Origin of the sequence: Siminovitchia terrae, from assembly GCF_003605405.2 — a bacterium.
Lineage (GTDB): Bacteria > Bacillota > Bacilli > Bacillales > Bacillaceae_C > Siminovitchia > Siminovitchia terrae.
In genome coordinates this window covers 1-26,549 of sequence record NZ_QYTW02000002.1, presented here as the reverse complement: position 1 = coordinate 26,549, position 26,549 = coordinate 1, and the positions used below count along the sequence as shown (strand labels likewise).

General features: G+C 43.3%; 29 protein-coding genes. 10 read left to right on the top strand and 19 right to left on the bottom strand.

What is annotated here, in order from left to right:
- Positions 1–54: 54 nt before the first annotated feature.
- Positions 55–1,725, bottom strand: a complete 1,671-nt coding sequence (gene argS / locus D5F11_RS02535) for an arginine--tRNA ligase (RefSeq protein ID WP_120119164.1) — start codon at positions 1,723–1,725, stop codon at positions 55–57.
- A complete protein-coding gene (locus tag D5F11_RS02530) occupies positions 1,722–2,174 on the bottom strand; it encodes a YwiB family protein (RefSeq protein WP_244862140.1) in 453 nt (150 codons plus the stop codon). The genes argS and D5F11_RS02530 overlap by 4 nt, the downstream gene beginning before the upstream one ends.
- A 202-nt stretch (positions 2,175–2,376) precedes the next feature.
- On the opposite strand from D5F11_RS02530, the gene D5F11_RS02525 reads away from it, so the two are divergent.
- Positions 2,377–4,431: a transglycosylase domain-containing protein gene (locus D5F11_RS02525; RefSeq protein ID WP_120119162.1), complete on the top strand. Its 2,055-nt coding sequence runs from the start codon at positions 2,377–2,379 to the stop codon at positions 4,429–4,431.
- 214 nt (positions 4,432–4,645) lie between these two features.
- Here D5F11_RS02525 and D5F11_RS02520 read toward each other — a convergent pair whose 3' ends face one another.
- From D5F11_RS02520 to D5F11_RS02505, 4 genes are all read right to left on the bottom strand, one after another.
- Positions 4,646–6,484 carry an ABC transporter ATP-binding protein gene (locus D5F11_RS02520; RefSeq protein WP_120119161.1) on the bottom strand — a complete coding sequence of 613 codons (1,839 nt, stop codon included), beginning with the start codon at positions 6,482–6,484 and terminating at the stop codon, positions 4,646–4,648.
- Complete coding sequence (locus D5F11_RS02515) at positions 6,481–8,199, bottom strand: ABC transporter ATP-binding protein (RefSeq protein ID WP_120119160.1); 1,719 nt, start codon at positions 8,197–8,199, stop codon at positions 6,481–6,483. The genes D5F11_RS02520 and D5F11_RS02515 overlap by 4 nt, the downstream gene beginning before the upstream one ends.
- Before the next feature lie 580 nt (positions 8,200–8,779).
- The gene (locus tag D5F11_RS02510; protein ID WP_120119159.1) at positions 8,780–9,292 is read right to left on the bottom strand and encodes a YwhD family protein; all 513 of its coding nucleotides are present in this window, start codon (positions 9,290–9,292) and stop codon (positions 8,780–8,782) included.
- A 19-nt stretch (positions 9,293–9,311) separates the two neighbouring features.
- Positions 9,312–9,968 (bottom strand): site-2 protease family protein, encoded by a 657-nt coding sequence (locus D5F11_RS02505; protein WP_120119158.1) that lies wholly within the window; start codon positions 9,966–9,968, stop codon positions 9,312–9,314.
- Between the two features lie 212 nt (positions 9,969–10,180).
- Between D5F11_RS02505 and D5F11_RS02500 the strand changes: the two genes are divergently transcribed.
- The gene (locus tag D5F11_RS02500) at positions 10,181–10,366 is read left to right on the top strand and encodes a 2-hydroxymuconate tautomerase (RefSeq protein WP_120119157.1); all 186 of its coding nucleotides are present in this window, start codon (positions 10,181–10,183) and stop codon (positions 10,364–10,366) included.
- Positions 10,367–10,535: 169 nt separating this feature from the next.
- Here the strand turns inward: D5F11_RS02500 and D5F11_RS02495 are convergent, their stop codons facing one another.
- Positions 10,536–11,045 carry a YwgA family protein gene (locus D5F11_RS02495; RefSeq protein ID WP_120119156.1) on the bottom strand — a complete coding sequence of 170 codons (510 nt, stop codon included), beginning with the start codon at positions 11,043–11,045 and terminating at the stop codon, positions 10,536–10,538.
- A gap of 43 nt (positions 11,046–11,088) precedes the next feature.
- Complete coding sequence (locus D5F11_RS02490) at positions 11,089–12,390, bottom strand: HD domain-containing protein (protein ID WP_120119155.1); 1,302 nt, start codon at positions 12,388–12,390, stop codon at positions 11,089–11,091.
- A 200-nt stretch (positions 12,391–12,590) separates the two neighbouring features.
- On the opposite strand from D5F11_RS02490, the gene D5F11_RS02485 reads away from it, so the two are divergent.
- Positions 12,591–13,340 (top strand): RsfA family transcriptional regulator, encoded by a 750-nt coding sequence (locus D5F11_RS02485; protein ID WP_120119154.1) that lies wholly within the window; start codon positions 12,591–12,593, stop codon positions 13,338–13,340.
- Between the two features lie 411 nt (positions 13,341–13,751).
- Here D5F11_RS02485 and D5F11_RS02480 read toward each other — a convergent pair whose 3' ends face one another.
- The 3 genes from D5F11_RS02480 to pta all read right to left on the bottom strand — a co-directional run bounded on the left by D5F11_RS02480 (position 13,752) and on the right by pta (position 16,108).
- Positions 13,752–13,931: a hypothetical protein gene (locus D5F11_RS02480; protein ID WP_126646484.1), complete on the bottom strand. Its 180-nt coding sequence runs from the start codon at positions 13,929–13,931 to the stop codon at positions 13,752–13,754.
- Positions 13,932–14,094: 163 nt separating this feature from the next.
- Positions 14,095–14,931 carry an octanoyl-[GcvH]:protein N-octanoyltransferase gene (gene lipL / locus D5F11_RS02475; protein ID WP_120119153.1) on the bottom strand — a complete coding sequence of 279 codons (837 nt, stop codon included), beginning with the start codon at positions 14,929–14,931 and terminating at the stop codon, positions 14,095–14,097.
- Positions 14,932–15,121: 190 nt separating this feature from the next.
- Positions 15,122–16,108 (bottom strand): phosphate acetyltransferase, encoded by a 987-nt coding sequence (gene pta, locus D5F11_RS02470; protein WP_245998067.1) that lies wholly within the window; start codon positions 16,106–16,108, stop codon positions 15,122–15,124.
- A 236-nt stretch (positions 16,109–16,344) separates the two neighbouring features.
- On the opposite strand from pta, the gene hemQ reads away from it, so the two are divergent.
- Positions 16,345–17,094: a hydrogen peroxide-dependent heme synthase gene (hemQ, locus tag D5F11_RS02465; RefSeq protein ID WP_120119151.1), complete on the top strand. Its 750-nt coding sequence runs from the start codon at positions 16,345–16,347 to the stop codon at positions 17,092–17,094.
- Positions 17,095–17,289: 195 nt separating this feature from the next.
- The gene (gene gerQ, locus D5F11_RS02460) at positions 17,290–17,739 is read left to right on the top strand and encodes a spore coat protein GerQ (RefSeq protein WP_120119150.1); all 450 of its coding nucleotides are present in this window, start codon (positions 17,290–17,292) and stop codon (positions 17,737–17,739) included.
- 80 nt (positions 17,740–17,819) lie between these two features.
- On the opposite strand, the gene D5F11_RS02455 is transcribed toward gerQ, so the two are convergent.
- From D5F11_RS02455 to mobA, 8 genes are all read right to left on the bottom strand, one after another.
- Complete coding sequence (locus D5F11_RS02455; protein WP_120119149.1) at positions 17,820–18,191, bottom strand: DUF423 domain-containing protein; 372 nt, start codon at positions 18,189–18,191, stop codon at positions 17,820–17,822.
- Between the two features lie 20 nt (positions 18,192–18,211).
- Positions 18,212–18,478 carry a YwdI family protein gene (locus tag D5F11_RS02450; RefSeq protein ID WP_120119148.1) on the bottom strand — a complete coding sequence of 89 codons (267 nt, stop codon included), beginning with the start codon at positions 18,476–18,478 and terminating at the stop codon, positions 18,212–18,214.
- A gap of 159 nt (positions 18,479–18,637) precedes the next feature.
- Positions 18,638–19,324 (bottom strand): uracil-DNA glycosylase, encoded by a 687-nt coding sequence (locus D5F11_RS02445; protein WP_120119147.1) that lies wholly within the window; start codon positions 19,322–19,324, stop codon positions 18,638–18,640.
- Between the two features lie 563 nt (positions 19,325–19,887).
- On the bottom strand, positions 19,888–20,673 hold the full coding sequence (locus D5F11_RS02440) for a YhfC family intramembrane metalloprotease (protein WP_244862139.1): 786 nt from the start codon (positions 20,671–20,673) through the stop codon (positions 19,888–19,890).
- 16 nt (positions 20,674–20,689) lie between these two features.
- Positions 20,690–21,718 carry a ThiF family adenylyltransferase gene (locus D5F11_RS02435; protein WP_120119146.1) on the bottom strand — a complete coding sequence of 343 codons (1,029 nt, stop codon included), beginning with the start codon at positions 21,716–21,718 and terminating at the stop codon, positions 20,690–20,692.
- A gap of 5 nt (positions 21,719–21,723) precedes the next feature.
- The gene (moaD, locus tag D5F11_RS02430) at positions 21,724–21,966 is read right to left on the bottom strand and encodes a molybdopterin converting factor subunit 1 (RefSeq protein ID WP_313431944.1); all 243 of its coding nucleotides are present in this window, start codon (positions 21,964–21,966) and stop codon (positions 21,724–21,726) included.
- On the bottom strand, positions 21,950–22,414 hold the full coding sequence (locus D5F11_RS02425) for a molybdenum cofactor biosynthesis protein MoaE (protein WP_120119144.1): 465 nt from the start codon (positions 22,412–22,414) through the stop codon (positions 21,950–21,952). Before D5F11_RS02425 ends, moaD begins: the two co-directional genes overlap by 17 nt.
- A complete protein-coding gene (mobA, locus tag D5F11_RS02420) occupies positions 22,411–22,998 on the bottom strand; it encodes a molybdenum cofactor guanylyltransferase (protein WP_185830461.1) in 588 nt (195 codons plus the stop codon). Before mobA ends, D5F11_RS02425 begins: the two co-directional genes overlap by 4 nt.
- An 89-nt stretch (positions 22,999–23,087) precedes the next feature.
- Between mobA and D5F11_RS02415 the strand changes: the two genes are divergently transcribed.
- From D5F11_RS02415 to D5F11_RS02395, 5 genes are all read left to right on the top strand, one after another.
- Positions 23,088–23,666 (top strand): YdcF family protein, encoded by a 579-nt coding sequence (locus D5F11_RS02415; RefSeq protein WP_120119142.1) that lies wholly within the window; start codon positions 23,088–23,090, stop codon positions 23,664–23,666.
- Between the two features lie 185 nt (positions 23,667–23,851).
- Complete coding sequence (gene pdxK / locus D5F11_RS02410; protein WP_120119141.1) at positions 23,852–24,667, top strand: pyridoxine/pyridoxal/pyridoxamine kinase; 816 nt, start codon at positions 23,852–23,854, stop codon at positions 24,665–24,667.
- 419 nt (positions 24,668–25,086) lie between these two features.
- Positions 25,087–25,434 (top strand): YojF family protein, encoded by a 348-nt coding sequence (locus tag D5F11_RS02405; protein ID WP_120119140.1) that lies wholly within the window; start codon positions 25,087–25,089, stop codon positions 25,432–25,434.
- A 38-nt stretch (positions 25,435–25,472) separates the two neighbouring features.
- A complete protein-coding gene (gene bshB2 / locus D5F11_RS02400; protein ID WP_120119139.1) occupies positions 25,473–26,156 on the top strand; it encodes a bacillithiol biosynthesis deacetylase BshB2 in 684 nt (227 codons plus the stop codon).
- A gap of 116 nt (positions 26,157–26,272) precedes the next feature.
- The coding region (locus tag D5F11_RS02395) for a helix-turn-helix domain-containing protein (RefSeq protein WP_185830460.1) at positions 26,273–26,549 on the top strand (277 nt) is incomplete at its 3' end.

Genomic DNA, 26,549 nt, shown 5'->3' with positions numbered 1-26,549 from the left:
GTCAGGAGGCGTCCAGTCTGTACGCCGCTTAACCTCGCCCTACGCTTTTCTTAGTTACATTTTTTTTGGTGCAGATACGCCCACCAATGTCAGGGCGTTTTTCAATGTGATCTGGGTTGCATTCACTAGTGCTAGACGAGCCTTCGTTTCGTCAAGCTGTTCTTCGTTCAATACTTTTTCAGCATTATAGTAGCTGTGGAAGACAGATGCCAAATCAAAAATGTAATTAGTGATACGATGCGGAATTCTTTTATCAGCTGCTTCCGCAATCACTTGTGGGAATTCACCGAGCTTCTTTAACAGATCCGTTGACTTTTCGCTGGACAAGAAAGAAAAATCAACGTTGGTATTATAGGAGATCCCCTTTTCCTCGGCGGAACGCAGTATGCTGCAAATTCTTGCATGTGCGTACTGAGCGTAATAGACTGGATTATCGTTTGATTCGGCAACAGCCAAATCGAGGTCAAAATCCAAGTGAGTATCACCGCTTCTCATTGCAAAGAAATAACGCACTGCATCAAGCCCCACCATTTCAATCAGGTCAGTCATTGTCACTGCTTTTCCTGACCGTTTGCTCATCTTGACTCTTTCTCCGTCTTTAAACAAGTTGACCAACTGAATGATTTCTACTTCAAGCCTGTTTGGATCAAAGCCCAGCGCCTCAATGGCTGCCCTCATTCTTGGGATGTAACCATGATGGTCAGCGCCCCAGATGTTGATTAATTTATTGAATCCGCGATTGATTTTATCGAGGTGATAGGCAATATCCGGTGTAATATATGTGTAACTGCCGTCATTCTTAATTAACACGCGATCCTTGTCATCGCCAAAATCAGTCGAGCGGAACCAAGTTGCATCTTCTTTTTCATAAAGATGGCCCTTTTCCCTAAGCAACTCGAGTGTCTCATCTATTTTCCCGTTTTCGTACAGCGATGTTTCTGAATACCATACATCAAAAGCTACACGGAACTGCTCAAGAACATCCTTCAGCTTTTTCAACTCGAACTCCAGTCCATAACTGCGGAAGAAAGCGATGCGATCCTCCTCGCTTTCATGGACATACTTATCGCCATGTTCTTCAGCAAGTTTTTTCCCGATTCCAATGACATCCTCACCGTGATAGCCGTCTTCGGGCATCGGCTTGTCAATCCCCAGCGCCTGGAAATAACGAGCTTCGACAGAAAGAGCGAGATTGTTGATTTGGTTTCCTGCATCATTAATATAATATTCCCTTGAAACCTCATAGCCTGCTTTATCGAGAATATTACACAGCGAATCACCCACCGCAGCGCCGCGGGCATGTCCAAGATGAAGATCCCCAGTCGGATTAGCGGAGACGAATTCCACTTGGATCTTTTCGCCTTTTCCTGCATCGGAGCGGCCGTATTCGTCGCCTGCTTCCAAAATCGCTGGCACCAGTTCTGTCAAATAGCTGTTATCCATATAAAAATTAATAAAACCTGGTCCGGCAATATCAATTTTATCAATGGATGCTTTCGATACATCAAGATGTGCTTTGATCTCTTCAGCAATTGCTCTCGGTGCTTTTTTTGCTATACGAGCTAACTGCATAGCCATATTAGTAGAATAGTCGCCGTGAGACTTTTCTTTCGGAGTTTCCAGAATGACCACTGGTATTTCATCTTCGGCAGCCAGTCCCGCTTTCAAAATCGCATTCTTAATTTCCTGTTTCAGTGTTTCTTGCTTTTGCTCCACTACGTTCATAGATTTCCGATTTCCTCCCTATACTGTATTTCCATATCATATCTTCCAGCATGTGTACCTTGCATATACAGATCATATCCAAGATTGATACTGCCTTCACATTTATCATCATACTCATGGTGAGCCAGTTTGTTTGTATCCGTGGACAGTAAAAGGCTGCCGTATTCACTTGCGTGAGAACCGTCTCTTTGTTCATTCAGCCGGAATTTCATGCGCATATCGATTATCCCTTTTCTGAAAATCGTTGCTTCCTCTTCATTAATTTTTACAAGTGTATGGACTGTCCCTTCTTCTTGAACTTCATCATATTTTAGAAAAACTGCATTGTTCTTTCGGTAATAATTGCCAAACAATATCATTTCAAATGTTTCTTCTTCTCCATCGAGATGAATTTTTGTCCTGAGATGGATCTTAACCGGAGTTTGGACATCAGCTGTCAACGCCGCCACACCCTTTTTATATAATGTAACCTTTTCATTATAGAAAAATTTCGAATGAAAGTCTACGCATGGATTGTATTGAGGAAACCCGAAAACAGAAAGCGACATTCATTATTTTAGAAGAGGAAAGAAATTCACTGGCCAATGAATAAAAAACCGTCTTTTCTCTCATACTGTTGAGTGAGATTGCTAGAATTCAGGGGGTGAGGAATTGGAAGCGGTGACGGGATCAAAGAAAAGGTGGAGGACATTTCGAGTATTTTCAGTATTGTCGCTTTTGGCTGCGACAGTCATAACCATAGTGTTATTATCGTTTTGGCTGTGGATCAAAATTCTCGGACCACCGCCATTATCCATTCCCCAATCCACATTATATTACGCAGCTGATGGCTCAATTATAGGAGAAAGCAACAGCGGGGAAAAAAGATATTGGATTTCACTGGATGAGGTACCTTCACACGTTTCAGAGGCAATCATTGCGATAGAAGATCGTACTTTTTACAACCACCACGGCTTTGATTTGAAAAGAATTGCTGGTGCCATGGCGGCGAATGTCAAAGCCATGGGGAAAGTTCAAGGGGCGAGTACGATCACACAACAATATGCTCGAAACTTGTTTTTAACACTTGATAAAACCTGGTCACGCAAGTTGCTGGAGGCTTTTTATACCATCCGTCTTGAGGTGAATTACGACAAAGATGAAATTCTTGAAGGTTATATTAACACTATTTCCTTCGGACACGGTGCTTACGGAATTGAGGCGGCCAGCCAGTTTTATTACGGAAAAAGCGCGAAAGAACTGACGCTTGCGGAGTCTGCCATGCTTGCCGGCATTCCCAAGGGTCCCGGAATCTACTCTCCGCTCATTTCAGAAGAAAAGGCCAAGTCCAGACAAAGACTTGTATTAGGTGCAATGGAGAAAACAGGTGCGATTTCACCAGAAGAGGCAAACGCAGCTTCGCTGGAACAGCTTTCCTTCATTGGAAAACACCCTCATCATCAGGCGGAAATGGCACCTTATTTCTATGATACTGTAAAAAAGGAGTTGAAAGACAAGGCGGGGCTGGACAATAGAAGCATAGCCCTTGGAGGTTTGAGAGTATACACTGCACTTGATGTGGAACAACAAGAAATTGCTGAAGAAGCCGTGAGTGGAACGATATCAGAAACATCTGATATCCAAGCCGGGTTTGCCGCAATGGATCCAGAAACTGGCTATGTCACAGCATTGGTTGGTGGAAGAAACTATCATGACAGTTCTTTTAATAGGGCGACCCAAGCTGTAAGGCAGCCCGGTTCAACGATAAAGCCCCTTCTCTACTATGCTGCATTGGAACATGGTTTTACTCCATCAACCATATTGCGGAGCGAGCCGACGACTTTCAGGTTCAGCGATGGACAACCTGAGTACACACCGCATAACTATAACAACCAGTACGCAAATGCAGAAGTCACGATGGCTCAGGCGCTCGCTTTGTCTGATAATGTGTATGCCGTTAAAACTCATCTGTTCCTTGGACAAAATGTACTTGTCGATACAATCCGCAAGCTAGGCATTTCCACAAAGATGAAGGAGGTCCCTTCCCTTGCTTTAGGAACATCCGGAGTAAAGCCGATTGAGTTGCTTAATGCCTACAGCATCATAGCGAACGGCGGGAAAAAAGTGGAGCCTGTTTTCATTATTCGAGTGGAGGATTTCCGCGGTAAAGTCATCTATGAGGCGCCGAAAATCAAAGAGCAGGTATTGGAACCAGAGATTGCCTTTGTTTTAAGCCATATGATGACAGGTATGTTTGATGAAAAATTAAATGGATATGCAACGGTCACTGGGGAGTCTATGGTGAACCAAATGAGTCGGGAGTATGCGGGAAAATCCGGTTCTACTAACTCTGACAGCTGGATGGCGGGTTTTACGCCAAAATTAGCTTCCATCGTGTGGACAGGATATGATAAAGGAAAAGAAATCTCTTTGACGGAAGATAAATTATATGCCAAAAATATCTGGATTCGCTTCATGGAGCGCGCATTGGAAGGCCAGGATGAAAAGGAACATGCCTTCTCTCCTCCAGCCAGAGTGATTGCCGTACCCATTGATCCCTTCAATGGTAAAAAAGCGACGAACTCTTGCCCCTTTTTCAGACTTACCTACTTTGTAAAAGGAACAGAACCTGCAGAATTTTGCACCGACCATCTGCACAAGCTTGATAAGGAACCCATCTTGCATCATAAAGAGAAGAAAAAACGATGGTGGCAGCGAATATTTTAATAAGAAATGGCATGGAGCCCCCTCATAAATGAGGGGGCTCCATCTGCCGACCGCACAATCAGTAATTGTGCGGTTTTCGAGATTATCGTGCGATATTTCATATTATCGTGCGATATTCCAAATAATCGTGCGAAAAACGACTTTATCGTGCGAAATTAGCTATTGATTGTGCGAACTCTGGTTCTGCACTTCTCTTGCACGCTTCACCTTTTGCTCAGCCTGCTTTTCCAGTAAACTGGCTTTCGTACAAATCAGCATAAAAGCCATTGAGCTTCATCAACTCTTCATGTGACCCTTTTTCAATGATATCGCCGTCTTTCATTACCAGAATGACATCCGCATCTCGGATCGTAGAAAGCCTGTGAGCTATGACAAAGCTTGTGCGGCCTGCCATCAATTTGTTCATAGCGCGTTGGATATTCATTTCCGTTCTAGTATCAACGCTGCTGGTCGCTTCATCGAGAATCAAAATTTTCGGGTCGGACAAAATGGCCCTCGCGATTGTTAACAGCTGGCGCTGCCCTTGTGAGATGTTTGAAGCGTCCTCTCCCAAAATAGTCTCGTAACCATCAGGAAGCGTTCGGATAAAATCATCGGCATAGGCACTCTTAGCTGCTTGAATAACCTCTTCATTGTTCGCCCCTTCGCGCCCATATGCAATATTATCCTTGATTGTACCGTTGAAAAGCCATGTATCCTGAAGAACCATTGCAAACATAGAACGCGCCTGCTCCCGAGAAAGACTGTTGATATCAACCCCGTCTATCAAAATTCGCCCGCCATCCAATTCATAAAACCTCATCAATAGATTGATAATAGTCGTTTTCCCTGCTCCTGTCGGCCCGACGATCGCAATGGTTTGTCCCGGCTCAACATTCAGAGTTAAATCCTTGATAATCGGCTTGTCTTTTTCATAACCGAAGCGGACATGGTTAAATTCAATTTTCCCCTTCAATTCATCCAAATTGACCTGGGCAGGTTCTTCCTTCCGCTCCTCTTCTTCATCTAACAGATGGAATACCCGTTCAGCCGAGGCTAGCGCCGTTTGGATCATGTTCGCAATGCCTGCTGCCTGCGTCATCGGTTGTGTCAATTGTTGCGAATACTGAATAAATGCCTGAACATCACCAATCCGGATACTGCCGTTTAATACGAGCAATCCCCCGCCGATGCTGACGAAAACATAACCGAGATTTCCAACAAAGTTCATGAGCGGCATCATGATTCCACTTATAAATTGCGCCCGCCAGCCAGATTGGTAGAGACGCTCGTTAATTTCATCAAACTCCTTGATAGCTGCTTTTTCATGTCCAAACGCTTTGACAACTTGGTGCCCCGAAAACATTTCTTCAATATGCCCGTTTACATTCCCCAGTTCCTTTTGCTGATTGACAAAATGCTTCTGAGAAAATGAAGCCACAAATCGAATGACCAGCGCGCTCAAAGGAAAAGTGACCAAGACAACAAGCGTTAGCACCGGGCTAATCACAAACATCATGATCATCGTTCCGATAATCGCAATCAGTGAAGTGATGATTTGAGACAGCGCCTGCTGAATCGAGTTGTTAATATTATCTATATCATTGATGGCTCTGCTTAAAATATCGCCATGCGGATGCCGATCATAGTAGCTCAAAGGCATCCTGGCCAACTTTTCATAGACTTCTTTCCTCAGTTCAGCCGTGGTTTTCTGTGAAACCCCCGCCATCAAATATTGCTGCAAATAAGTGAATGCGGCCGATATGACATATAGGATAAGCAGCGTAATAAGCAATTTCTGTAAAAAAGTGAAATCAATACCTGTTCCTTTTGTGACACTTGAAAAGATGGAAGAAGTCGCATCCCCAAGCAGCTTAGGTGTAATGACATTAAACAAGGTGGACAAAATGGCTGCTATGGCAACAAGTAATAGCTGATATTTCCGAGGCTTCAAATAACCTGACAATCTTTTTAGCGTCTTTTTGAACTCTTTTGGTTTTTCTCCGGGAGCGATCCCGTGCCCGGGTCCCCCGCCAGGCCTTGGATGACCCCCTCCTGCACGTTGTCTACTCATGCTCCTTCCTCCTCTGCACGCTGAGAGGATACAATTTCCTGGTAAATACGGTTTTCCGCTAGCAGCTCTTGATGGGTACCGATACCTGCTATTTCGCCTTCTTCCAGAACGATAATTTGATCGGCATCCGTAACAGTGCTCACTCTCTGCGCCACTAAAATAATAGTTGCATCTTTTGTTATTTTTGTTAGCTCCGACCTCAATTTTGCATCTGTTTTATAGTCCAAAGCCGAGAAACTATCATCAAAGAGATAGATCTCAGGCTTTCTAATCAAAGCGCGAGCAATAGACAGCCGTTGTTTTTGACCTCCTGACAGATTCGCTCCTGCCTGCTCAATCATTAAATTGATTCCCTCTTGTTTCTCCTTTACAAATTCGGTCGCCTGTGAAATATCCAATGCTTCCCACATCTCTTTCTCACTAGCTCCTTCATTACCGTATTGCAGGTTTTCTGCAACGGTTCCGCTGAATAAAGCGGCTTTTTGCGGAACGTATCCAATCTTTGCTCTTAACTCTTCCTGTGGCATGTCTCTTACATCAATACCGTCAATCAGAACAGAGCCTCGTTCCACATCATAAAATCTAGGAATCAATTTAATAAGAGTCGATTTTCCTGATCCTGTGCTTCCAATGATCGCTGTAGTTTTTCCTTTTTTAGCAGTAAAAGAAAGACGTTGAAGGACCGGTTTTTCCGCACCGGCGTATCTGAACGTGACATCTCTGAACTCCACGGACCCTAGCTCACCATGCTCACTCTTTGGATGCTCCGGATCAGCTATATCATTTTCCATTTTCAGTACTTCATTGATTCGATCCATAGAAGCTTTTGCACGAGGGATCATAATAAACCCAAATGACAACATAATTAGCGACATTAATATCATCATGGAATACTGCAGGAAAGCCATCAGATTTCCGACTTGCATAATTTCCTGATCAATCCGGACAGCCCCGAACCACACAATCGCAACACTTGTAAAATTCATGACAATCATCATGACAGGAAAAAGTACAGCCATCATCTTATTTACTTTGATTCCGGTATCGCGAAAGTCAAGGTTTGCAGTGTCAAAACGTTCTTTCTCATGAGTTTCGTTGTTAAAAGCGCGGATCACCCGGACTCCTGTCAAATTCTCACGCACAATCAAGTTTAATTTATCTGTCTTTTTCTGTAATGAAACAAATAAAGGAATAGCTTTTCTCGAAATGACGAAAATCAGCAGTGCCAACAACGGGAGGGCACCTAAAAAGACAATTGATAAACCGGGCTCTCTTGTAACAGCCATAATGATGCCGCCGATCAACATCAACGGCGCCCTTGTCATCATCCGCAAAATCATATTCAAAACATCCTGCACCTGTTTTACATCATTTGTCGACCTTGTGATCAATGATGCGGTGCCGATTTTATCAAAAGCCTGCAAGGAGAATTTTTCTACATTGACAAACAGACTGCGTCTGATATCTCTTCCAAAGCCTAGAGCCGTTTTGGATGCAAAAAAAGAAACCCCAGTCATCAGAATGATGGCGACCAAGGCGAAAATTAACATGAGGCCACCGGTTTTCAATATATAAGGCATATCACCGTTGACAATTCCAATATCAACAACATTGGCCATTAATGTTGGAAGGAGCAGTTCAAGCATAATTCCGCCAAGGGTCAACAATACGACTGCAACGATATATAAAGAATACGGTTTTATATGCTTAATCATTCAATAGTCACTTCCCGTATTGGTTTGTGTACTAATAATAACTTTTATCAAGCTGAAAAACTACTTTTTCAAAAAGATTTCTTTCGTAAAAAAAACAAAAAACTTGAGGTGTGCGGCCTCAAGTTTTTTGTTGATTAGCGAAAGTGCCTATAAGGGCGACTTCGCTTTTTTTGTCCAGCTTCGACGCCCTAGCCCCTCGAGGTCATAAGCCTATCCCCTGTGGTGGCTGAAAGGCTGCCTCCTCGGGAATCGTCTTATGCTTGTCGGGCCTAAACAGGGCGTCTACGCTTTTCAGTTGTCCAGCTTCGAGCGCCAGCGACTAGCGTACTTCGAGGTTCTTACTACGATAAGTCAACATCGACTCGCCTTTGGTTTGTCATGTTTCCTTTATCTCGTCAGATCCTCTCCAATCTGTACGTCGCTAAACGGGCACTACGCCTTTCTTCGTCCCAGTTTGCCGTGCAAACTATATTAAGTTTACTTACTTTCCCAGTAATCGGCAAGATGGCAATGTTCCTTTTTGACAACTGTCATAGATTGTTCAAAATTTCATCAGAATTTGACATTTATTTCCGAAAAGTTACTTCTTGAACTCTTCTCTTAATTCTGTACTGGAGCGCTCCCACATGCCTTCATCATGGTTTTTCAGGAAGTCCGCAAGGACTTCTCTTGACTTAGCATCCATGTTGTGAACGATCAATTTTCCTTTCATCGCCTTGTCCATATGGTTGACATGTTCCGGCATTGACTTGTAGCCGCGTCGGGCCGGCCGGTTGATATATAATTCACATGCGGTTACGCCCGCATAATAAGGACCCTCTTCTTTGATATCGACCGCAACCCATATAACCCAATATTTCTTTGCCCCTTCTTCAGGGAATTCGCTGCGGTCTTTTACATATTTGACTCCGCGCTCGGTCTTACTGCGGGCGTGCATCGCCTGCTCCTCGATCCATGCCTCACCTTCCTCCACATCAAGCATGACAGGAGTAATATTTTCCAAGCTTAGAGATCCAACCCCGTATCCTTTATGACCCATGGTCGGATCGTCTTTTATAATATTAAATTCCAACTTCCTCTTTTTTTGTTCCATAAAAACTTCCTCCTTATTCTTAGCCTAAGAACATGCCAAAAACACTTTGTATGCTGTTTACAAAAAACGGGACAACTGTATTCAATATCGGCCTGATTGTATAATGCGATAACGGTGTGATTACGAGTATTAAAAATATGAGCGAGCCGTACTGCTCATACTGCGTCATTTTCGCCCTAAGTGAAGGCGAGACCAAATCTTCTATGATTCGGTAGCCGTCAAGAGGCGGTACAGGAAGTAGGTTGAAAACGAAAAGAAGGACATTCATCCAAACGAATAAATTGAAAAACTGGGTGACAAAGATTGGCAGCTGCCCCGCAAATCCTGTAACCACCAATATGAACAAAATTGCCGTGCCCAAAACCGCCAAAGCAAAATTGCTGATTGGCCCCATCAACGAAACAATGATGCCTGCCAGCCGCGGATTTTTAAAGTGATAACGATTCACCGGGACCGGCCGCGCCCAACCGAATCCCGCAATAAAAATCAAGAGCGTTCCAATCGGATCCAAATGCTGCATTGGATTCAGGGTAAGTCTGCCTTGCTCCTTTGCCGTCGGATCACCGAATTTATATGCCGTAAAAGCATGCGCAAATTCATGTACTGTAAATGCAATTAATAATACAGCCGCCACAAGCGGAATTTGTTCCAAAGGGAACGCGAGAAATCTCTCCATATATCCAGCCCCTTTATCAATCTGGCTCCGGGCGCCATCTTCTCAAGCATGAAAATACCTGGACCAGTGCGCCTTCGCCTTTCTTATCATTCTTGCCTTTGATTCATTATACAAAATTATTGCATGCTGCTCATTCCAAACGTCTGCTTCTTGCCCCTTTCTAAAAAAAGGAATACAATTTTTATGTACAACAAGCAAAGGAGGAATCATATATGCCCATTGTAACTGTAAAAATGTTCGAAGGACGTACAGACGACCAGAAGAAAGCGCTTGTAGAAAAAGTGACCGATGCTGTTGTGGAAACAACAGGCGCATCAAAAGAAGCTGTGACTATTGTAATTGAAGAAATGACGAAAAACCATTACGCCGTTGCCGGCAAACGAGCCTGCGACGAATAAGAAAGTCGTCCGCGGCACTTCTCTATAAAAACTAAAGTCTTTCTCATCAGACAGCCTGTCCGTCTGCAAGTTCTAGCAGCAACGTCCTGTTGCTTCACCTGCACTAGGTCATCCTGTTCATTGAAGCTAGACCGATAATAAAATCCTTAAAAGACAGCCTGTCCGCAATTTAATGCGAAAAAGCTGTCTTTTTTAATGTTTCAATGTATTGATACGCTTCATCGATTTCCTCTTCGGAGTAGTTTTGCTTTCTTTTCAATTCTGCTACCTTTTCTATGACTTCATCTTTGGTAAGTTCCTCAAAGTACAAAACCGTTGATACAAGTTCAAGAAAACGGGAACTCTGCTCATTCATGTCAATCAAGCATTCTCTCAATTGGGGGATATCCATTGATTCCGATTCAAAAAATTCGCACCCGGCAGAAGTGATGGTATAGCGGTACTGACTGTACCCGCCCTTATCCTCTTTCACCTCTTCAATGAATCCAAAATTGCATAATTCTTCAATCCTTAATGTCAACTCTTCCGAGTAAGGGCCATAAAAATGAAATTCGAACTTTTCTTGAAACGGAAATTTCATTTTTTTGGCGATAAAAACCATTTTTTGCAGCTTTTTCCTTCCAGTGATTTCCCCTGCCAGGGCAAAGACACTCATTAACTTTTGATGATCATGCAGCATAACTCTTGCTCAACCCCCGCTATCTATTTTTTCAATGGATAGTTTAAAATTTTTTCAGAATGGAAAGAATCTGTTGTTTTAGCTCCCGATTCTCCGAATAATCCAGCAAAATATCTTCCGGATAATACAATTTGTGGTCCGTCCTTCTTTTTCCGGAAATGGCTTGAACGATCGACGACTCCCTGGAAAGCTCAGAGAGTTCTCCATTCGGCATCAATAAATGGATTGGAAGCCTCTCTTCTTCCTCTCCCGGTCGATAAAAATCATACGGCAAATCAGAAGAAGAATCAACAGCCAGATAATACTCCGGATTGATTCCTGCTTTCCGAAATAACTCCTCAAGCTCTCTTAATGTCCTGTATTGCTCGGCTGGATCAAACTCCACATATTTAAACAGATGGCGGTCCATAAATCTCCGACACAAATCACGCAGAATGAGATCTTCTTCCTCTTCCCACATATGGAAATAATATAAAATAACCGGTTCGTCCAGCTTGAGATAATCTTGAAGAGTCACATTCTCTTCAAATAACGACCTAAAATGGACAGGCTCTTTTTTAAAAGGATAATCATCACGGAATAAAGCTTTCACACGCTGTAGAATCTTGGTTAAAATCACTTCAGCGCTGCGAGTGACAGGGTGGAAATAGACTTGCCAGTACATCTGATAGCGGCTCATGATGTAGTCCTCCACCGCATGCATGCCGCTTGATTTAAAAACGACATGATCTTCTTTTGGCCTCATAACACGCATGATCCTTTGCATATCGAAGTGGCCGTAACTGACACCAGTAAAATAAGCATCCCTTTGCAGGTAATCCATACGATCCGCATCAATTTGACTCGAAATCAAGCTTACCACCAGCTTGTCATGATAAGTCTTGCTTATCACCTCAGCCACCCTTTGCGGAAAATCGGGGCTGACGGTTCGAAGAACTCTGTTTACTTCTGTATCTTCGAGAATAATTTTCTTTGTAAAGTGCTCATGGTCCAGATCGAATACTTTTTCAAAGGAATGGGAAAACGGACCATGACCTAAATCGTGCAATAGCGCAGCACAAAGAGAGAGCATTCTCTCACCCTCATTCCAATCGGGCTGCCCCTCAAACACTTCATCTATGATTTGTCTGACAACCTCATACACGCCTAGCGAATGGCTGAATCGACTGTGTTCGGCTCCATGGAAGGTCAAATATGTGGTACCGAGCTGTTTAACCCGCCGAAGCCGCTGAAATTCTCTCGTACCGATGAGATCCCAGATGAGCTTGTCCCTGACGTGGACATATCCATGAACAGGATCTTTAAATACTTTTTCCTCACTTAATTTGATGCTGGAATCAACCATCAGCTTCCCTCTTCCTATCTATCATGTTTCTATTATACCGGCTTTCCACAATGAATGAAAGGAATGGTCTGGCTGCTTTTTGTGAACGCCGGATTCATAATCTCATTAAAAACTATCAATTTTTTGCCATATTGGTATAAAAAATGATTGAGTTGTACATCCTTTAATTAATAACTATTTTAAAAAGGGAGTTGATTCATATGAAAACACGTCAGGATGCCTGGACGGAAGAAAATGATTTGTTATTGGCGGAAACAGTTCTGCGCCATGTCCGCGAAGGCAGCACACAACTGAATGCATTTGAAGAAGTAGGTGACAGATTGAATAGGACATCTGCAGCCTGCGGTTTCAGATGGAATGCAGTTGTTCGTCAGCAGTATGAGAAAGCACTTGACTTAGCTAAGAAGCAACGTAAACAAAGACAGCGCCTGCTTGGAAAGGATCAAGGCGGAAAGAAAAAGCTGCTGTATCAGCCACCGGTTCCGTCATTGCAGGATTTTCAGGCACCTATGCCGGAAGACAGCAATGACAATACTGAGATGGAAATACCGTTGGAAAATAACAATGACAACCTTATGGCTGAGTTTGCATCTGAAGCTGGTACACTATTACCTTCTTTTACAGAAGAACAGAAGCCAACAGAACTAAACCTGGGACAAATCATCGCTTATCTACAGCAGCTGCACCATTCAGAATTTAATACGGACGTCTTAAGAAGCGAGAATGCAAGATTGAAAAAAGAAGTAAATGGATTATTAGAAGAAAATAAACAATTAAAGGAAAAAGTCGAAGAACTTGAGGACAGTTCAGAAACAATGCAGGAAGACTACGAGACACTTATGAAAATCTTAAACCGCGCAAGAAAGCTTGTCCTCTTTGATGAAGAAGAGCGCCCGGCCTCCACTTTTAAGATGGACCGGAATGGGAACTTGGAGAAATTGGCGGAGTGACCTCGAGGGGTTAGGCGTTGGAGCTGGACAGAGTGCCTTCTTATCAACGCAAAGCTAGGCGTGCACTGAAGAATGTGTAGTTTGCCTTCAGCAGCGATTGGCTTAATCCTTACGCCGATGGCACTCGGCCGACTCAAGCAGCGACATCTTGCCGCTTCGCTTGCACTAGCACATCCTGTGCGTCGGCAGGCTTAGAACGCGACGTCCTATCGCTTCGCTTGCACTAGCACATCCTGTGCGTCGGAGGGCAGGCTAGTGAAAGTCGCTCTTTGACTTCATTGGCCTGACTGAGCGATCTCAAGCCTCTGCCGTCCGTAGCTGGACAGCAGAAACACGGAGAGCACTGTTTAGCAGCATGCAGTCTGAACTGCCTTCGCCCTCCTTGTCGGCGCATAGAATCATTTTATACGATCATCTTGCGGGTTTAACCGCATACTCGGACGTATAAACCTGATCAAATGCGCCTTGGCGTATTTTCGCCCAGATTTTATCGAGCTTCGCTCGATAAAATCTGTGGCATCCGCCGGAGGCTTTAACTTTATTCAGCCGGGGTTTGAACCTTCGCTGAATGGAATACCAATAGGCATTCATCTCACCACTTACAGAAGTGGGAGACTTCTGCTGGGTGAAGTTAAATATTGATTATTGTACAATCAGATTAGCTGAACCAAAGAACCATGCTCATACCAGCGCCCAGCCAAAGTATTTCACATAATTGAAGGCCCGGCATTTCATTCGAATGCCAGGCCTTCAATTATGTAAATACCCTTTTATTTCGTTCGATCATCCGCTCATAGTGAACCAGATATAGATCCAGTTCATCTCCTAGGAGCTGGCTTGTATATATTTCGTCACTAACACTCTTCAGCACTTTCAAAAGTCGAAGCATGGTTTGCTGGATCGTTAATTCCGTTCCTAGTAATTCGGACAGCGATGCCATCACTTCAGGACGCACTTCCGGGAATACAACCCTTTGAGATTCACGAAATCTGGCACGTTCGTAAAATTCCCGAACTAATTCAGCCCGCTCCTGTCCGCTTCCGTTCACACAGAGATATACCTGAACAGCCACTCCTTTTCGTATCCGCCGCTGGGAAATCCCCGCAAATTTTTTCCCGTTGATACTTAAGTCATAGCTTCCAGGGCAATAGGACCCAACAATTTCACGTGCCTCTATACGACAATTGAAATCTTCGAACATGAGCCGAATGAGCTTCCACATCGTATCATAGCCCCGATTGATGTCAATCCCCTTTTCCGTATCCGGAAAAATCAAGGATATATTAAGCACTTCTTCATCCAATAGAACAGCCAGACCACCCGAATTTCGGACAATCCACTCCACTTTATTTTCTTCCAAAAAATCCAGTCCGTCCCGAAGTCCAGGTAATTTTGTATCTTGGATCCCCAGAACCACTGTGCGCGGATGGACCCATGTTCGTGCCACAGCAGGGGAGCAACCGCTTCCGACCGATTGACAAAGCGTATCATCAATCGCAAAGGATTGAAGTGCATGAAATTGCGGATTAGGATTTGACTGATCAATGACCCGCCATTTCTCCTGATGTAAAAGTGATTGATTTTCGCCCATTGGCTGCTCCCCTTTTTCTCCAATTATTTATCCTATATGTGCGTATTCAAAAAGTTGCCCAATTAGAAGCAAAAAGGTCGTGACGGCTTGTTTTACGCAGCGGAATGTATGCTTTTAGATACATGAGCAGCACAGAACAAGCTAACGAAAAGATTTGCCGCTTATTATTTGGTGACTTTTTGAACATCCTCTAGATGGATTGCATAGCTGTTATAAGAGCTAAATGATACACATCTTCTTCACTGCATCCCCGTGAAAGATCGTTCACAGGAGAATTCAAGCCTTGAAGGATTGGGCCGACCGCTTCATATCCCCCTAAACGCTGTGCAATTTTATAGCCAATATTCCCTGCATCAAGACCTGGAAAAACAAAAATATTTGCATTTCCCCGAATAGCCGATTCCGGCGCCTTCTTTTGAGCGACTGCTGGAACGAAAGCAGCGTCGAATTGAAGTTCACCATCAAGGACAAGATCGGGATCGATTTCCCTTGCTATTTTTGCAGCGTCAGAGACCTTTTCTGTTTCCTCTGAAACTGCCGAACCCTTTGTAGAGAAACTGAGCATAGCCACTCTTGGTTCGATATCAAACATTCGGGCAGTTTTGGCACTTTCAATGGCTATTTCAGCTAAATCTCGACTGTCCGGTGCAATATTTATAGCACAGTCAGCAAAAACATACTTGTCTTCCCCTTTTGCCATCAGGAATGCACCGGATGTTTTACAGACACCTTCCTTCATTTTAATAATTTGAAGCGCTGGACGGACAGTGTCGGCAGTTGAATGTGCCGCTCCGCTTACAAGGCCGTGCGCTTTGTCAAGGTAGACAAGCATGGTTCCAAAATAGTTTGGATCCAATAGAATCTCTGTTGCTTCTCCCTCTGTCACCTTTCCTTTTCGGCGCTCAACAAAAGCTTGAATCATTTCATCCATGCCGACATAAATACCCGGATCGTATATTTCCATTTTTTCAAGTGATATTTCCATTGCCTGGGCGCGATCTTGGATTTCATCCATATTGCCAACCAGCACAGGGGTCAGCACGTCGTCATTTGCTAGCCTGCTAGCTGCAGACAGAATCCGGGAATCCGTGGCTTCCGGAAAGACTATTTTCCGATTCCATCCAGATACTTTCGTTCTTAGCTCATTGAATAAATGTTCAACCGGATCGACCTTTATTCGTTCTCGCCTGGATGTCCTTGTTTTCAATTCACTGAAAAGTTTATCCACACCAACCATCCTCCATGTTAATCGCTCTTTTCTTCATACCACTATTGAAATTATCTCATATTTTATTGCCTGCGCCCAATGTTTACCTTTCGTGTCATATTTTTTAACAATCGGCTTGAAAAAGGAGGATATGGATAAACTGTGCTATAGTAATAAAAGAATGAATTTGTATAGGAGTGATTGTTGTGAGTGAACCAGCACAAACACTGGATGGTTGGTATGCACTTCATGATTTCCGGACAATCAATTGGGCGTCTTGGAAGCTGTTGTCAACCGATGAACGGCAGGCAGCCATTCATGAATTCAAGCAATACCTTGCAAAACTTGATGAGGCCCAAGATAGAAAAGATGGAAGCCATGCTCTTTATACCATCGTCGGACAAAAAGCAGATTTTATGTTAATGATCCTACGTCCTACGATGAAAGAGCTGAATGAACTCGAAAATGAATTCAACAAGCTAACAATTGCAGATTATACACTTCCTGCCTATTCGTATGTGTCGGTTGTCGAATTGAGCAGCTATCTTGCTGGCGATTCTGATGAAGATCCATATGAAAACCCATATGTACGTTCACGTCTTTATCCAATACTTCCTAAAACAGATTATGTCTGCTTCTACCCAATGGATAAGCGCCGTGAAGGCAATGATAACTGGTATATGCTTTCAATGGAAGAACGTAAAGACCTTATGTACAGCCATGGCATGATCGGGCGGCAATATGCGGGAAAAGTTAAGCAGATCATCACAGGTTCCGTTGGATTCGATGATTACGAGTGGGGTGTGACCCTCTTTGCAGATGACGTTCTCCAGTTCAAAAAACTTGTCTACGAAATGCGATTTGATGAAGTAAGCGCCCGCTATGGTGAGTTCGGAGAATTCTTCATAGGCCACCTGCTGGAAGACAGCAGCATTGATCGATTTTTGCATGTGTAAGAAAAGCGAAAATGCTTGTTTAGCTACATATGGAGTGAACAACTCCTAACTGGATAAAGAAACTTGAAATCCTCCTCAGGGGGGGATTTTTTTATTATACCTTCAAGCATGAACCATCCCCCTTTCGCATAATATGAAAAGTAGAGTGAGCCTAATTTGGTCAAGTTCATTTAGGTTTGCGAAGGAGGAAATGCTTTGGCTAGGCCAAATAATTCACAACAACCTGCCGGTTTTTATCCACAAGCCCAAATGCCATATGGGCAGCAAAATCCTTATTATGGAATGCAGCCGCCATATCCTCCCCCACCAATGCAGCCCCCTGCGGGAGTGGCCGGGGAAAAAGGCGGAATAAATGTACCCGGCATGCTGCCAATTGAGGAGTCATATATTGAAAATATTCTGCGGCTAAACAAAGGAAAGCTTGTTGAAGTTTTTACAACGTTTGAAAACAACAAGGAGTGGAATGCAAAAATTTTTAAAGGATTAATTGAGGCAACAGGGCGGGACCATCTGATTTTGAGTGACCCGCAAACAGGGGACCGGTATTTGATTCCGATGGTTTATGTGGATTATGTTACGTTTAGCGAACCAATAGATTATGAGTATCATTTTCCAGGTGCCGTTGCGAGATATTCGCCACGATAAGTAATGTTCATGAACAAGCGTTTCGGACTGGTCCCCACCCCCGAAAAAACCTCATTCCTATTGGATGAGGTTTTTTCGGTTTATAAATGTTTTGCCGCAAATACAATTAATAGTACCCAAGATATGAGGAAAGCAACTCCCCCAAATGGTGTGACGGCCCCAAGCACTTTGATTCCGGATAATGTCAGGACATAGAGGCTGCCGGAGAACAAGATGATTCCAATCAGCATCAACCATCCAGACCAGTTCAGCAAGGACCCCGGAGATACATTTCCGGAAATAATTCCAATAGCAATCAATCCCAGAGCATGGTACATCTGGTATTTGACCCCTGTTTCCCATGTTTCCAGGTATTTCGGCTCAACTTTTCCTTCCAGCCCATGAGCCCCAAACGCTCCCAGCGCGACCGCAAGAAATGCATTGATAGCCCCAATGATGATAAACAATTTCATCTCAACACCCTCTTTTTCTGTTAAAAATCAAAAATAGAATCGCCGTCATCATGATGATCGTCATATTTGTCGATTGGGGAAGACGCTTCTTTCGGAATCGGCGCATCATGCTCCCTCAATACTTGCGGTTGCTCCTTCTGAACAACTTTTCCTGTATCCAATGTTAACTCCGCAAGAGCTTTAACTGCAAATAAATGGCCGCGCATCTGGTCATAATCCTTAGACGCCCTTGCCTTTTGGAGTTCGGATTCCATCTTTGTGATAAGCGCCTCATATGTAATATGCATAACGCGAGCTCCAGCCTTTCTTTTCCAATTAATTCTAACGTAAACATCGTGTACTGTATTTTTAAAGTATTGGTGGTTTAACCTTAATATTTTCTTATCCCTAAGTATCATACCATCGTTAAGCTAAAATTACATTCGGTGCAAAACACATCAGCTTAATCAAATATCCGAAATTTGCCAATCAATCGGTTTTTCACCTAATCCCAAGAGACACTCATTTGTTTTCGAGAATGGACGACTTCCAAAAAACCCTCTGTTCGCCGAAAATGGGCTTGGATGTGGAGACTTGATAATCGTATGTTTTGTAGTATCTATTAAACGAATTTTTTCCTGAGCAGGTTTCCCCCACAAAATAAAAATCACAGGCGTTTCCCGTTCATTGACTAAGGAGATCACTTTATCTGTAAAAGTCTCCCAGCCTTTTCCTCTATGCGAATGCGCTTCGCCGGCCCTAACTGTCAAAACCGTGTTTAATAGCAGGATCCCTTCGTTGGCCCATTTCTCAAGGCAGCCATTGTTCGGAATACGGCAACCTACATCCTCCTGCAATTCTTTGAAAATATTTTTAAGAGATGGCGGGGTTTTTACACCTGGTTTTACCGAAAAGCTGAGACCATGTGCCTGTCCGTGACCATGGTAAGGGTCCTGCCCCAACAGCACAACTTTGACTTTATGAAAGGGAGTGAACTTTAACGCATTAAATATATCATGCATGGAGGGATAAACACTCTCTTCCATGTATTCTTTTTTTAAAAACTCCCTTAAGCTTAAATAATACGGCTTCTGAAACTCTTCCTCCAGAAGAGGCGCCCAATCATTATCTAGTATGTTTTTAGCCACGTGCATCACTCCTTCTCTCGAATTATATCACGTCTGTCGTTAATGATTTCGCACGAATAGATGAATTCGAAACTTCATCCCATGTTTATCTTCAACTAAAGATATAAATACTAGTGCATCCACAAAAGATGCGCTGAGACAGATTTATCAAATGCGCCTTGGCGTATTTGCGCCCAGATTTTATCGAGCTCCATTCGATAAATTTCCTCTAAAAATCTGTGGCATCCGCCGGAGGCTTTAACTTTATTCAGCCGGGGTTTGAACCCCTACTGTACGGAATAACAATATGCATTCATCTCACCGCTTACAGAAGTGAGAGACTTCTGCTGAATGAAGTGAAAGGATGCCTCTGTTAAAGTATGTGAAAATAGCATAAGTTCAAGAAATGGTCAACCAACTGACTGCCAAAGGCTATGAAAAAGAGGAGACAAACTCCGCTCAGAGTTTGAAGCGTGCGGATCGAGCAAGGGTGAAGCCGCAAAGTACGAAAGAGTGCTTGATGCCGGAGTGCTTGTACTGATTGCAAAGAAACAATACTCACAACGAATCCCCCGCAATTGCGGGGGATGTTACATTTTATATCCAGAAAATAACGATCTAGACTTAACAATCCAAGCGATAAAGCCGACAGCGAGAAGAATGAGATAGGCTTCCACAACAAAAATATTGATTATGCCCTTTTGATATAGCGCTGCGGGGAAATCTATCACTGCATGAATGAGGATGGCATAAAACAGATAAATCTTTTTTCCTTCCTTTATTCCATACAGTACAAGGATGGAAAGCCCCATATGAATAGTTAAAGCGCCCAGCCTTTCAATCCCGACAAAGAGCTGGATGAAGGAGGCTGAACCGGTCAATTGTTCATGAAGGGGCGCCAATGCTTCTGCAGCTACTCCTGTAATAAAAGCATCGTACGTTCCGTCGTTGATCATAAAGGCAAGAACTACCATGATAACACTGTTTATCCCTACAATGAGAATGGCTTCAACACCACCATGACCAAGCCCGAAAGCCAAGCCATCCTTCCATTCTCTGTACTTTTTCAAAGCATATTTCATCATGATGTATCTGCCAGTTTCTTCGAAAATTCCTGCCATTAATCCACCATACAGCATGAAAACCCATGGATTTTCCAAAAAAACCTTGGTCGATTTATTCCATTCCAGGAAAATAGCGTGAAAAAGTCCCTCCAAGACATAAGCAAACGTGAAAAAGGTCAATACGCCGAAGAAAAACACTTTGATGGATATCTTAAATTTCTTTTTAAAAAAAATAAGCAAAACAATCGGTGCCGCAACTGCGACAACCAGAGAGATAATGATAGAGGCAATGGTAAATGACGGAACCAGCATAATCTCTCCTTTCTAATTAGCCCACAAGAGAATGATAGATTTTCCTGGCTTCGTTTACATCTTTCGTACCATGAATCAATGCGCGGCCATCCTTAAAAAACACAGCCTTTGTTCCATCCTTTTCCACGGAAATTAAAAATGGATTACCACCGACTGCAAGACCCGCGGAACGCCATTGATCAACCAACTGCTTTAATGGAAGATCTCCGTTATAAGCGTGGCGTATTTGGACCGTGTCGCGTCCGCACAGTACAGCCACCTTCATTTCCTGGTCCGATTGCAAAAACGGATATTCCGGACTCTCCCCACATGACAGACAGCCGCTTTCTTTTAATGCACCAGCTTTCAAAGATAAATATTCATTTTCCCACAAATCAAAAGATACATACGTTTTTCTGACAGCGTCCATGTTCCCTGAAAGAATCTTCAGCGCCTCTGCTCCTTGATGAGCCGTGACCATTTGAACAGCGGGTGCAATAATACCAACTGTATCGCAAGTCTGTCCCTGCATAGGCAACTTTTTAATCAAACATTGGAGGCACGGGGTCTGGCCAGGAACGATTGTAAAAGTCATTCCGAAGCTTCCCACACAGGAACCGAATACATACGGGATTTTGTATTTCTGAGCGAGGTCATTCATTAAAAAGCGTGTTTCAAAATTATCAGTTCCATCCACTAAAAGATCTACGTCTTCTATTAAGCCTTCAAGTAGTACTGCATCTGCCTGCGCGACAATCCCCTCTACTTCCACCTGGCTGTTAATGCTTTTCAGCCTCTCTTTCGCAGCTTCCGCTTTGGGCCATTGTCCTTTAACATCTTTTTCCGTAAAAAGATGCTGTCGCTGCAAATTGCTCATATCAACATAATCCCGGTCAATAAGCGTAAGCTTTCTTACTCCAGCCCTAGCCAGCAATTCGGATGTATGGGTCCCAAGAGCTCCCACTCCAACGATAAGCGCATGCTTTTTTCCGATCTCTTTCTGCCCTTCAGGCCCGATCGGCTTAAAAAGCATCTGCCTGGAATAACGCTCCATTTGAAAGTCCATCCGCATCAACCTCCGCTGACCGGTGGAATCAGAGCAATGTCATCTTTTTCTTCAATAATCCAGTCGTCTTTTACGAATTCTTCGTTAACAGCAATCATAATGCCATCCAAGTTTCCCAAAGGTGTTTCTTTTTCCAAGAACTTGCGAAGTTCACCGACTGTTTTTCCTGAAGCCTCAATTTCTATCGCTCCTTTACCCACCTCCTCTTTCAATTGGGCAAATAGCATAATCTTATTCAAATAAATCACCTTCCTCCGGCTTTCCTTTTTCGTATTCTTTTGTACCCTGCTGGTTTCCGATCCACTTTTCTCCATCTTCCCAATGCTCTTTCTTCCAAATCGGGACCATTTCCTTCACTCTTTCAAGTGCGTAGCGATTCGCTTCGTACGCATCCGGCCGATGAGGAGAAGACACTGCAATCGCAATCGCAATATCAGTAATGTCAAGACGTCCAACTCGATGCACTATCGCCACTTCAAGCACTGGCCACTTTTCCTTCATTTCCCCTACGATCTGCCGCATTTTTTTCAGGGCCATCGATTCATATGCCTCATATTCAAGGTAAAGCGTTTTCTTGCCATGCGTTAATTCACGGACAGTACCGACAAATGTAGTGACAGCTCCCGCTTCTCTTCTGACGACTTTTTGATAGACCTCCTCAATCTTTATCGGCTCCCTCGTGATTTTACAAGTCATTTTCCCTCTCTCCCTTCGGCCAGCTTTTCCGCGTGTATATATTCCTCCATCGTATTCATATTCCAAACATCAAGAGTCTCTTCTTTTATTGTAAAATACTCCACATCTATTCGGTCAAGTAATGCCCTTACCGATCTTTTTTCATCCTCCAGCGTTTCCTTGACTATATCCGAAACTCGGGCGTCATACGCAGCCAGCAGCGGATGCATGCGCCCTTCATGAATCGGGACAACTGCATCCCTATCATTCCTCTTTAAAATGGAAACAAGCTCACACCCCAGCCCGGCGGATACAAATGGCATATCGCAGGCGACAATCAAACAAGGTCCCTCTCCCACTTCCTTTAAACCTGTATAAATCCCTACAAGCGGTCCCTGCCCTTTGAAAGCAGGTTCATCTTCGAGAATAACAGCATCCATATGTTCATAAACAGCAGGGTCGTTGGCAACGACAATCATTTTATCGGATTCTGGTCCCAACTCAGCCGCAATCCGGTCGATGACACGGATTCCGCCTATTTTCATCAGTGCTTTGTTTTCTCCCATGCGGCTTGATTTTCCTCCGGCTAAAATAATCGTGTTCAACATAGCGCCTCCTGAAAGTCTATTTACGAATGTAACTGAGTCTTGTAATCTAATATCTAAACATACTATCCAAAGAATCGAGTGGTTTTATGAATTTGAAAAAAATAGCCGCCTGTGTTACGGGCCTTTTCTTCGGCTTCTGCCTTTTTATATGGATCCTTACTGGAAAGTGGATGTCAGACGGCAATAAACCAAAAGCTGACGGAACATATGAATATGCCCTTGTTTTGGGAGCAAAGGTAAATGGAGAGACTCCTTCGCTTTCCTTGCAATACCGCCTGGGAGCTGCACTTCAGTATGCAGAACGTCACCCTCATGTGAAACTGGTTTTATCCGGCGGGCAGGGCCCCGATGAGCTCATTTCAGAAGCTGAAGCAATGAAGCGTTACCTCGTTGCTCACGGTATCCCAAAAAGCAGAATTATTTTAGAAAAAAATTCTTCGTCAACATATGAGAATATTCTTTACTCTAAAAAGCTACTCCCGCCATCAACCGAAGGAGTTACGATCATTACAAGCGACTATCATTTGGCAAGAGCCCGTAAAATTGCAGACAGACTTGGCCTGCAGACGGATGCAGTTGAAGCGGAAACACCTAAGGTTGTCAGGCTGAAGTTAACAACCAGAGAGCGGCTGGCCCTTTTAAAAACAGCTTTTTCACAAAAATAAGATTAAAAATATTATAGCAGAAATTCCACTCCTCATGGAGAGCTGCGTTTTCGCATCTATAGCCTCTACTTTTCCGCAAGTAAATAAAACAAGTAACCGAATGCCCGTCATTTCATTTTCCTTATTGGAAGGTATATAATTATTTCACTATATACTTTAATGAACTGGAAGGGAGTTCGACGCACATGAAAAAAGCATTGACACTTGCCGGATCTGATTCAAGTGGTGGAGCCGGAATACAGGCAGATTTGAAAACATTCCAAGAAAATGATGTGTACGGTATGACGGCACTTACTTCCATTGTTACGATGGATCCTGACAATCATTGGAATCACGGGGTATTTCCTATAGATGTCAATATCGTAGAAAAACAGTTGAACACCATCCTCTCTGTAGGGATTGACGCGATGAAAACGGGAATGCTGGGATCAGTGGATATCATTGAGCTTGGTGCCAAGAAAATAGACGAGCATGGCTTGACAAACGTTGTCATCGACCCGGTCATGGTATGTAAAGGGGAAGATGAGGTTCTTCAGCCTGAAAACACGGATGCAATGCGTGAATTGCTATTGCCACGAGCTGCTGTTGTGACACCTAACCTGTTCGAAGCGTGGCAGCTTGCCAAAACGGGGCCGATTAAAACAATCGACGACATGAAAGAAACAGCAGCAAAAATCCATGACTTGGGTGCAAAAAATGTCATCATTAAAGGTGGAACAGGCTTAAACACTGAAAAAGCAGTAGACCTTTTCTATGATGGACAGGAATTCACTCTTCTTGAAAAAGAAAAATTGGAAACAACATATAATCACGGCGCGGGCTGCACCTTTGCTGCAGCCGTTACAGCGAACTTGGCAAAAGGAAAATCCGTCAAGGACTCTGTTATAGCAGCAAAAGAGTTCGTTACAGCTGCCATTGAACACGGCTGGAAGCTGAACCAATATGTCGGTCCAGTCATGCACGGCGCCTATACGAAATATGTAGGAAACCTTAAAAACTAAGGGAGAACCCGGCGGAAGTCAGATTCTGCAGGGTCTTTGATTTAGTATCAAATGCGCCTTGGCGTATTTGCGCCCAGATTTTATCGAGCTTTAGCTCGATAAATTTCCTCTGAAAATCTGTGGCATCCGCCGGAGGCTTTGACTTTATTCAGCCGAGGTTTGAACCCCCACTGAATGGAATACCAATAGGCTTTCATCTCACCACTTATAGAAGTGGGAGATTTATGCTGAATGAAGTTAAAGGTGATTTTATAGGCTGATCAAAAAACCGGTATGTGCTCCCTTCTCTAAGCAGTGCAACATTTTTTTCATACTATATTACAGAAACACAAACTCTCTCATAAAATCCAATCTTTCGTAATTCAAGATATTTTTTAGTAAAATGATTTTATCTTCAAAGGCGAAGGAGGCCAATAGATTTGGAAGATATTAATGTTCAGCAGGTTCAGCATATGATTAATCAGTTTGCAAGAGAAACTGTCTTTATTCATCTGGAAACTACAAATGGCGCATACGCCTCACATAAAGATGAATCATTTTTTTCATCTGGTGCATATATCCGCAACGCAGAAATCTGTTACGAGCATGGAAAAATCAAAGGAGATGGCCCCTACAGGGTCGGATTGAAGATGCCCGTCGGATGGGTTTATGCAGAAGGGCTGACCCACTTTGAAATTGACGATCAGGGCAGGCTTTTGCTGGCAGGACACGATTTCGAAGGAAAGCTGGCAGTTGCACTGCAAATAAGCAAAACCCCTTTCGAATAATCAGACAAATCGAGACTTTAAAAAGGAGCGAAAAGCCAATGGAAAAGGAACGCCAAGTTTTAGTTATTTTCCCTCACCCGGATGACGAGGCTTTTGGAGTCTCGGGAACTATCATGAAACATATAAATAATGGAACACCAGTAACTTATGCATGTCTAACGCTAGGGGAAATGGCAAGAAATCTCGGAAACCCTCCTTTTGCAACAAGGGAATCATTGCCTAAAATCCGGAAAGCTGAGCTTGAAAAAGCGGCTGATATCATGGGAATTAATGATTTGCGGATGATGGGCTACCGTGATAAAACTCTTGAGTTTGAAAATGATGAGGAGCTTGCAAATATGGTATTCAAGCTAATGGAAGAATTGGATCCTTCCCTTATCATCTCCTTCTACCCTGGTTATTCCGTACATCCTGATCATGAAGCTACAGCAAGAGCGGTCATTCGTACGGTCCGCAGGCTGCCGAAAGACAAAAGGCCGAAGCTTCATCTCGTTGCCTTTTCCAACAATCATGAAGCTGAACTAGGGAAAGCTGACATTATCCACGATATAAGCGATGTATGGGAGAAAAAAGTGGACATTTTGAAAGCACACATTTCCCAAACCGCCTGGATGATGGATGAAATGCTGGAAGGTGTCGCAGCAGCAAATCCCGGCTGGACAGAGCGAATGCTAAGAGAACGTTTTTGGACGTATGATTGGGAAAATGATCAAGTTTTATGAAAAGAGTCCGGAACATAAGTTAAAAAACTAAAGCGTAAAAATAAAACCGCATGGAATCAAGGTGGTACCGACCCCCGAATGTTAGAGTGAAAAATCTAACTTTCGGGGGTGTTTTTATGGCTAAATATAGTGAAGAATTTAAAATAAAGCTTGTCACCGAGTATTTATATGGAAATCTTGGATATGGATCATTGGCAAAAAAATATAATATGGGAAGCCAGACACCAATAGTTGAATGGGTGAAAGCCTATAAATCTCAAGGGATAGAAGGATTAAAACGAAGAAAGACAAAGAAGGAGTATTCTGTTCAATTTAAATTAGAAACGGTACAATTTATGTTAGAGACAGGTGCTTCTTATTTAGAAACTGCAGTTCAATTTAACTTGAACAATC

Coding starts and splice junctions, on each gene's coding strand:
- argS (WP_120119164.1), bottom strand. CDS start 1,725: ATGAACGTAGTGGAGCAAAAGCAAGAAACACTGAAACAGGAAATTAAG.
- D5F11_RS02520 (WP_120119161.1), bottom strand. CDS start 6,484: ATGAGTAGACAACGTGCAGGAGGGGGTCATCCAAGGCCTGGCGGGGGA.
- D5F11_RS02515 (WP_120119160.1), bottom strand. CDS start 8,199: ATGATTAAGCATATAAAACCGTATTCTTTATATATCGTTGCAGTCGTA.
- D5F11_RS02510 (WP_120119159.1), bottom strand. CDS start 9,292: ATGGAACAAAAAAAGAGGAAGTTGGAATTTAATATTATAAAAGACGAT.
- D5F11_RS02505 (WP_120119158.1), bottom strand. CDS start 9,968: ATGGAGAGATTTCTCGCGTTCCCTTTGGAACAAATTCCGCTTGTGGCG.
- D5F11_RS02500 (WP_120119157.1), top strand. CDS start 10,181: ATGCCCATTGTAACTGTAAAAATGTTCGAAGGACGTACAGACGACCAG.
- D5F11_RS02495 (WP_120119156.1), bottom strand. CDS start 11,045: ATGCTGCATGATCATCAAAAGTTAATGAGTGTCTTTGCCCTGGCAGGG.
- D5F11_RS02490 (WP_120119155.1), bottom strand. CDS start 12,390: ATGGTTGATTCCAGCATCAAATTAAGTGAGGAAAAAGTATTTAAAGAT.
- D5F11_RS02485 (WP_120119154.1), top strand. CDS start 12,591: ATGAAAACACGTCAGGATGCCTGGACGGAAGAAAATGATTTGTTATTG.
- D5F11_RS02480 (WP_126646484.1), bottom strand. CDS start 13,931: ATGAATGCCTATTGGTATTCCATTCAGCGAAGGTTCAAACCCCGGCTG.
- lipL (WP_120119153.1), bottom strand. CDS start 14,931: ATGGGCGAAAATCAATCACTTTTACATCAGGAGAAATGGCGGGTCATT.
- D5F11_RS02455 (WP_120119149.1), bottom strand. CDS start 18,191: ATGAAATTGTTTATCATCATTGGGGCTATCAATGCATTTCTTGCGGTC.
- D5F11_RS02450 (WP_120119148.1), bottom strand. CDS start 18,478: ATGCATATTACATATGAGGCGCTTATCACAAAGATGGAATCCGAACTC.
- D5F11_RS02445 (WP_120119147.1), bottom strand. CDS start 19,324: ATGCACGTGGCTAAAAACATACTAGATAATGATTGGGCGCCTCTTCTG.
- D5F11_RS02440 (WP_244862139.1), bottom strand. CDS start 20,673: ATGCTGGTTCCGTCATTTACCATTGCCTCTATCATTATCTCTCTGGTT.
- D5F11_RS02435 (WP_120119146.1), bottom strand. CDS start 21,718: ATGGACTTTCAAATGGAGCGTTATTCCAGGCAGATGCTTTTTAAGCCG.
- D5F11_RS02425 (WP_120119144.1), bottom strand. CDS start 22,414: ATGACTTGTAAAATCACGAGGGAGCCGATAAAGATTGAGGAGGTCTAT.
- D5F11_RS02415 (WP_120119142.1), top strand. CDS start 23,088: ATGAATTTGAAAAAAATAGCCGCCTGTGTTACGGGCCTTTTCTTCGGC.
- pdxK (WP_120119141.1), top strand. CDS start 23,852: ATGAAAAAAGCATTGACACTTGCCGGATCTGATTCAAGTGGTGGAGCC.
- bshB2 (WP_120119139.1), top strand. CDS start 25,473: ATGGAAAAGGAACGCCAAGTTTTAGTTATTTTCCCTCACCCGGATGAC.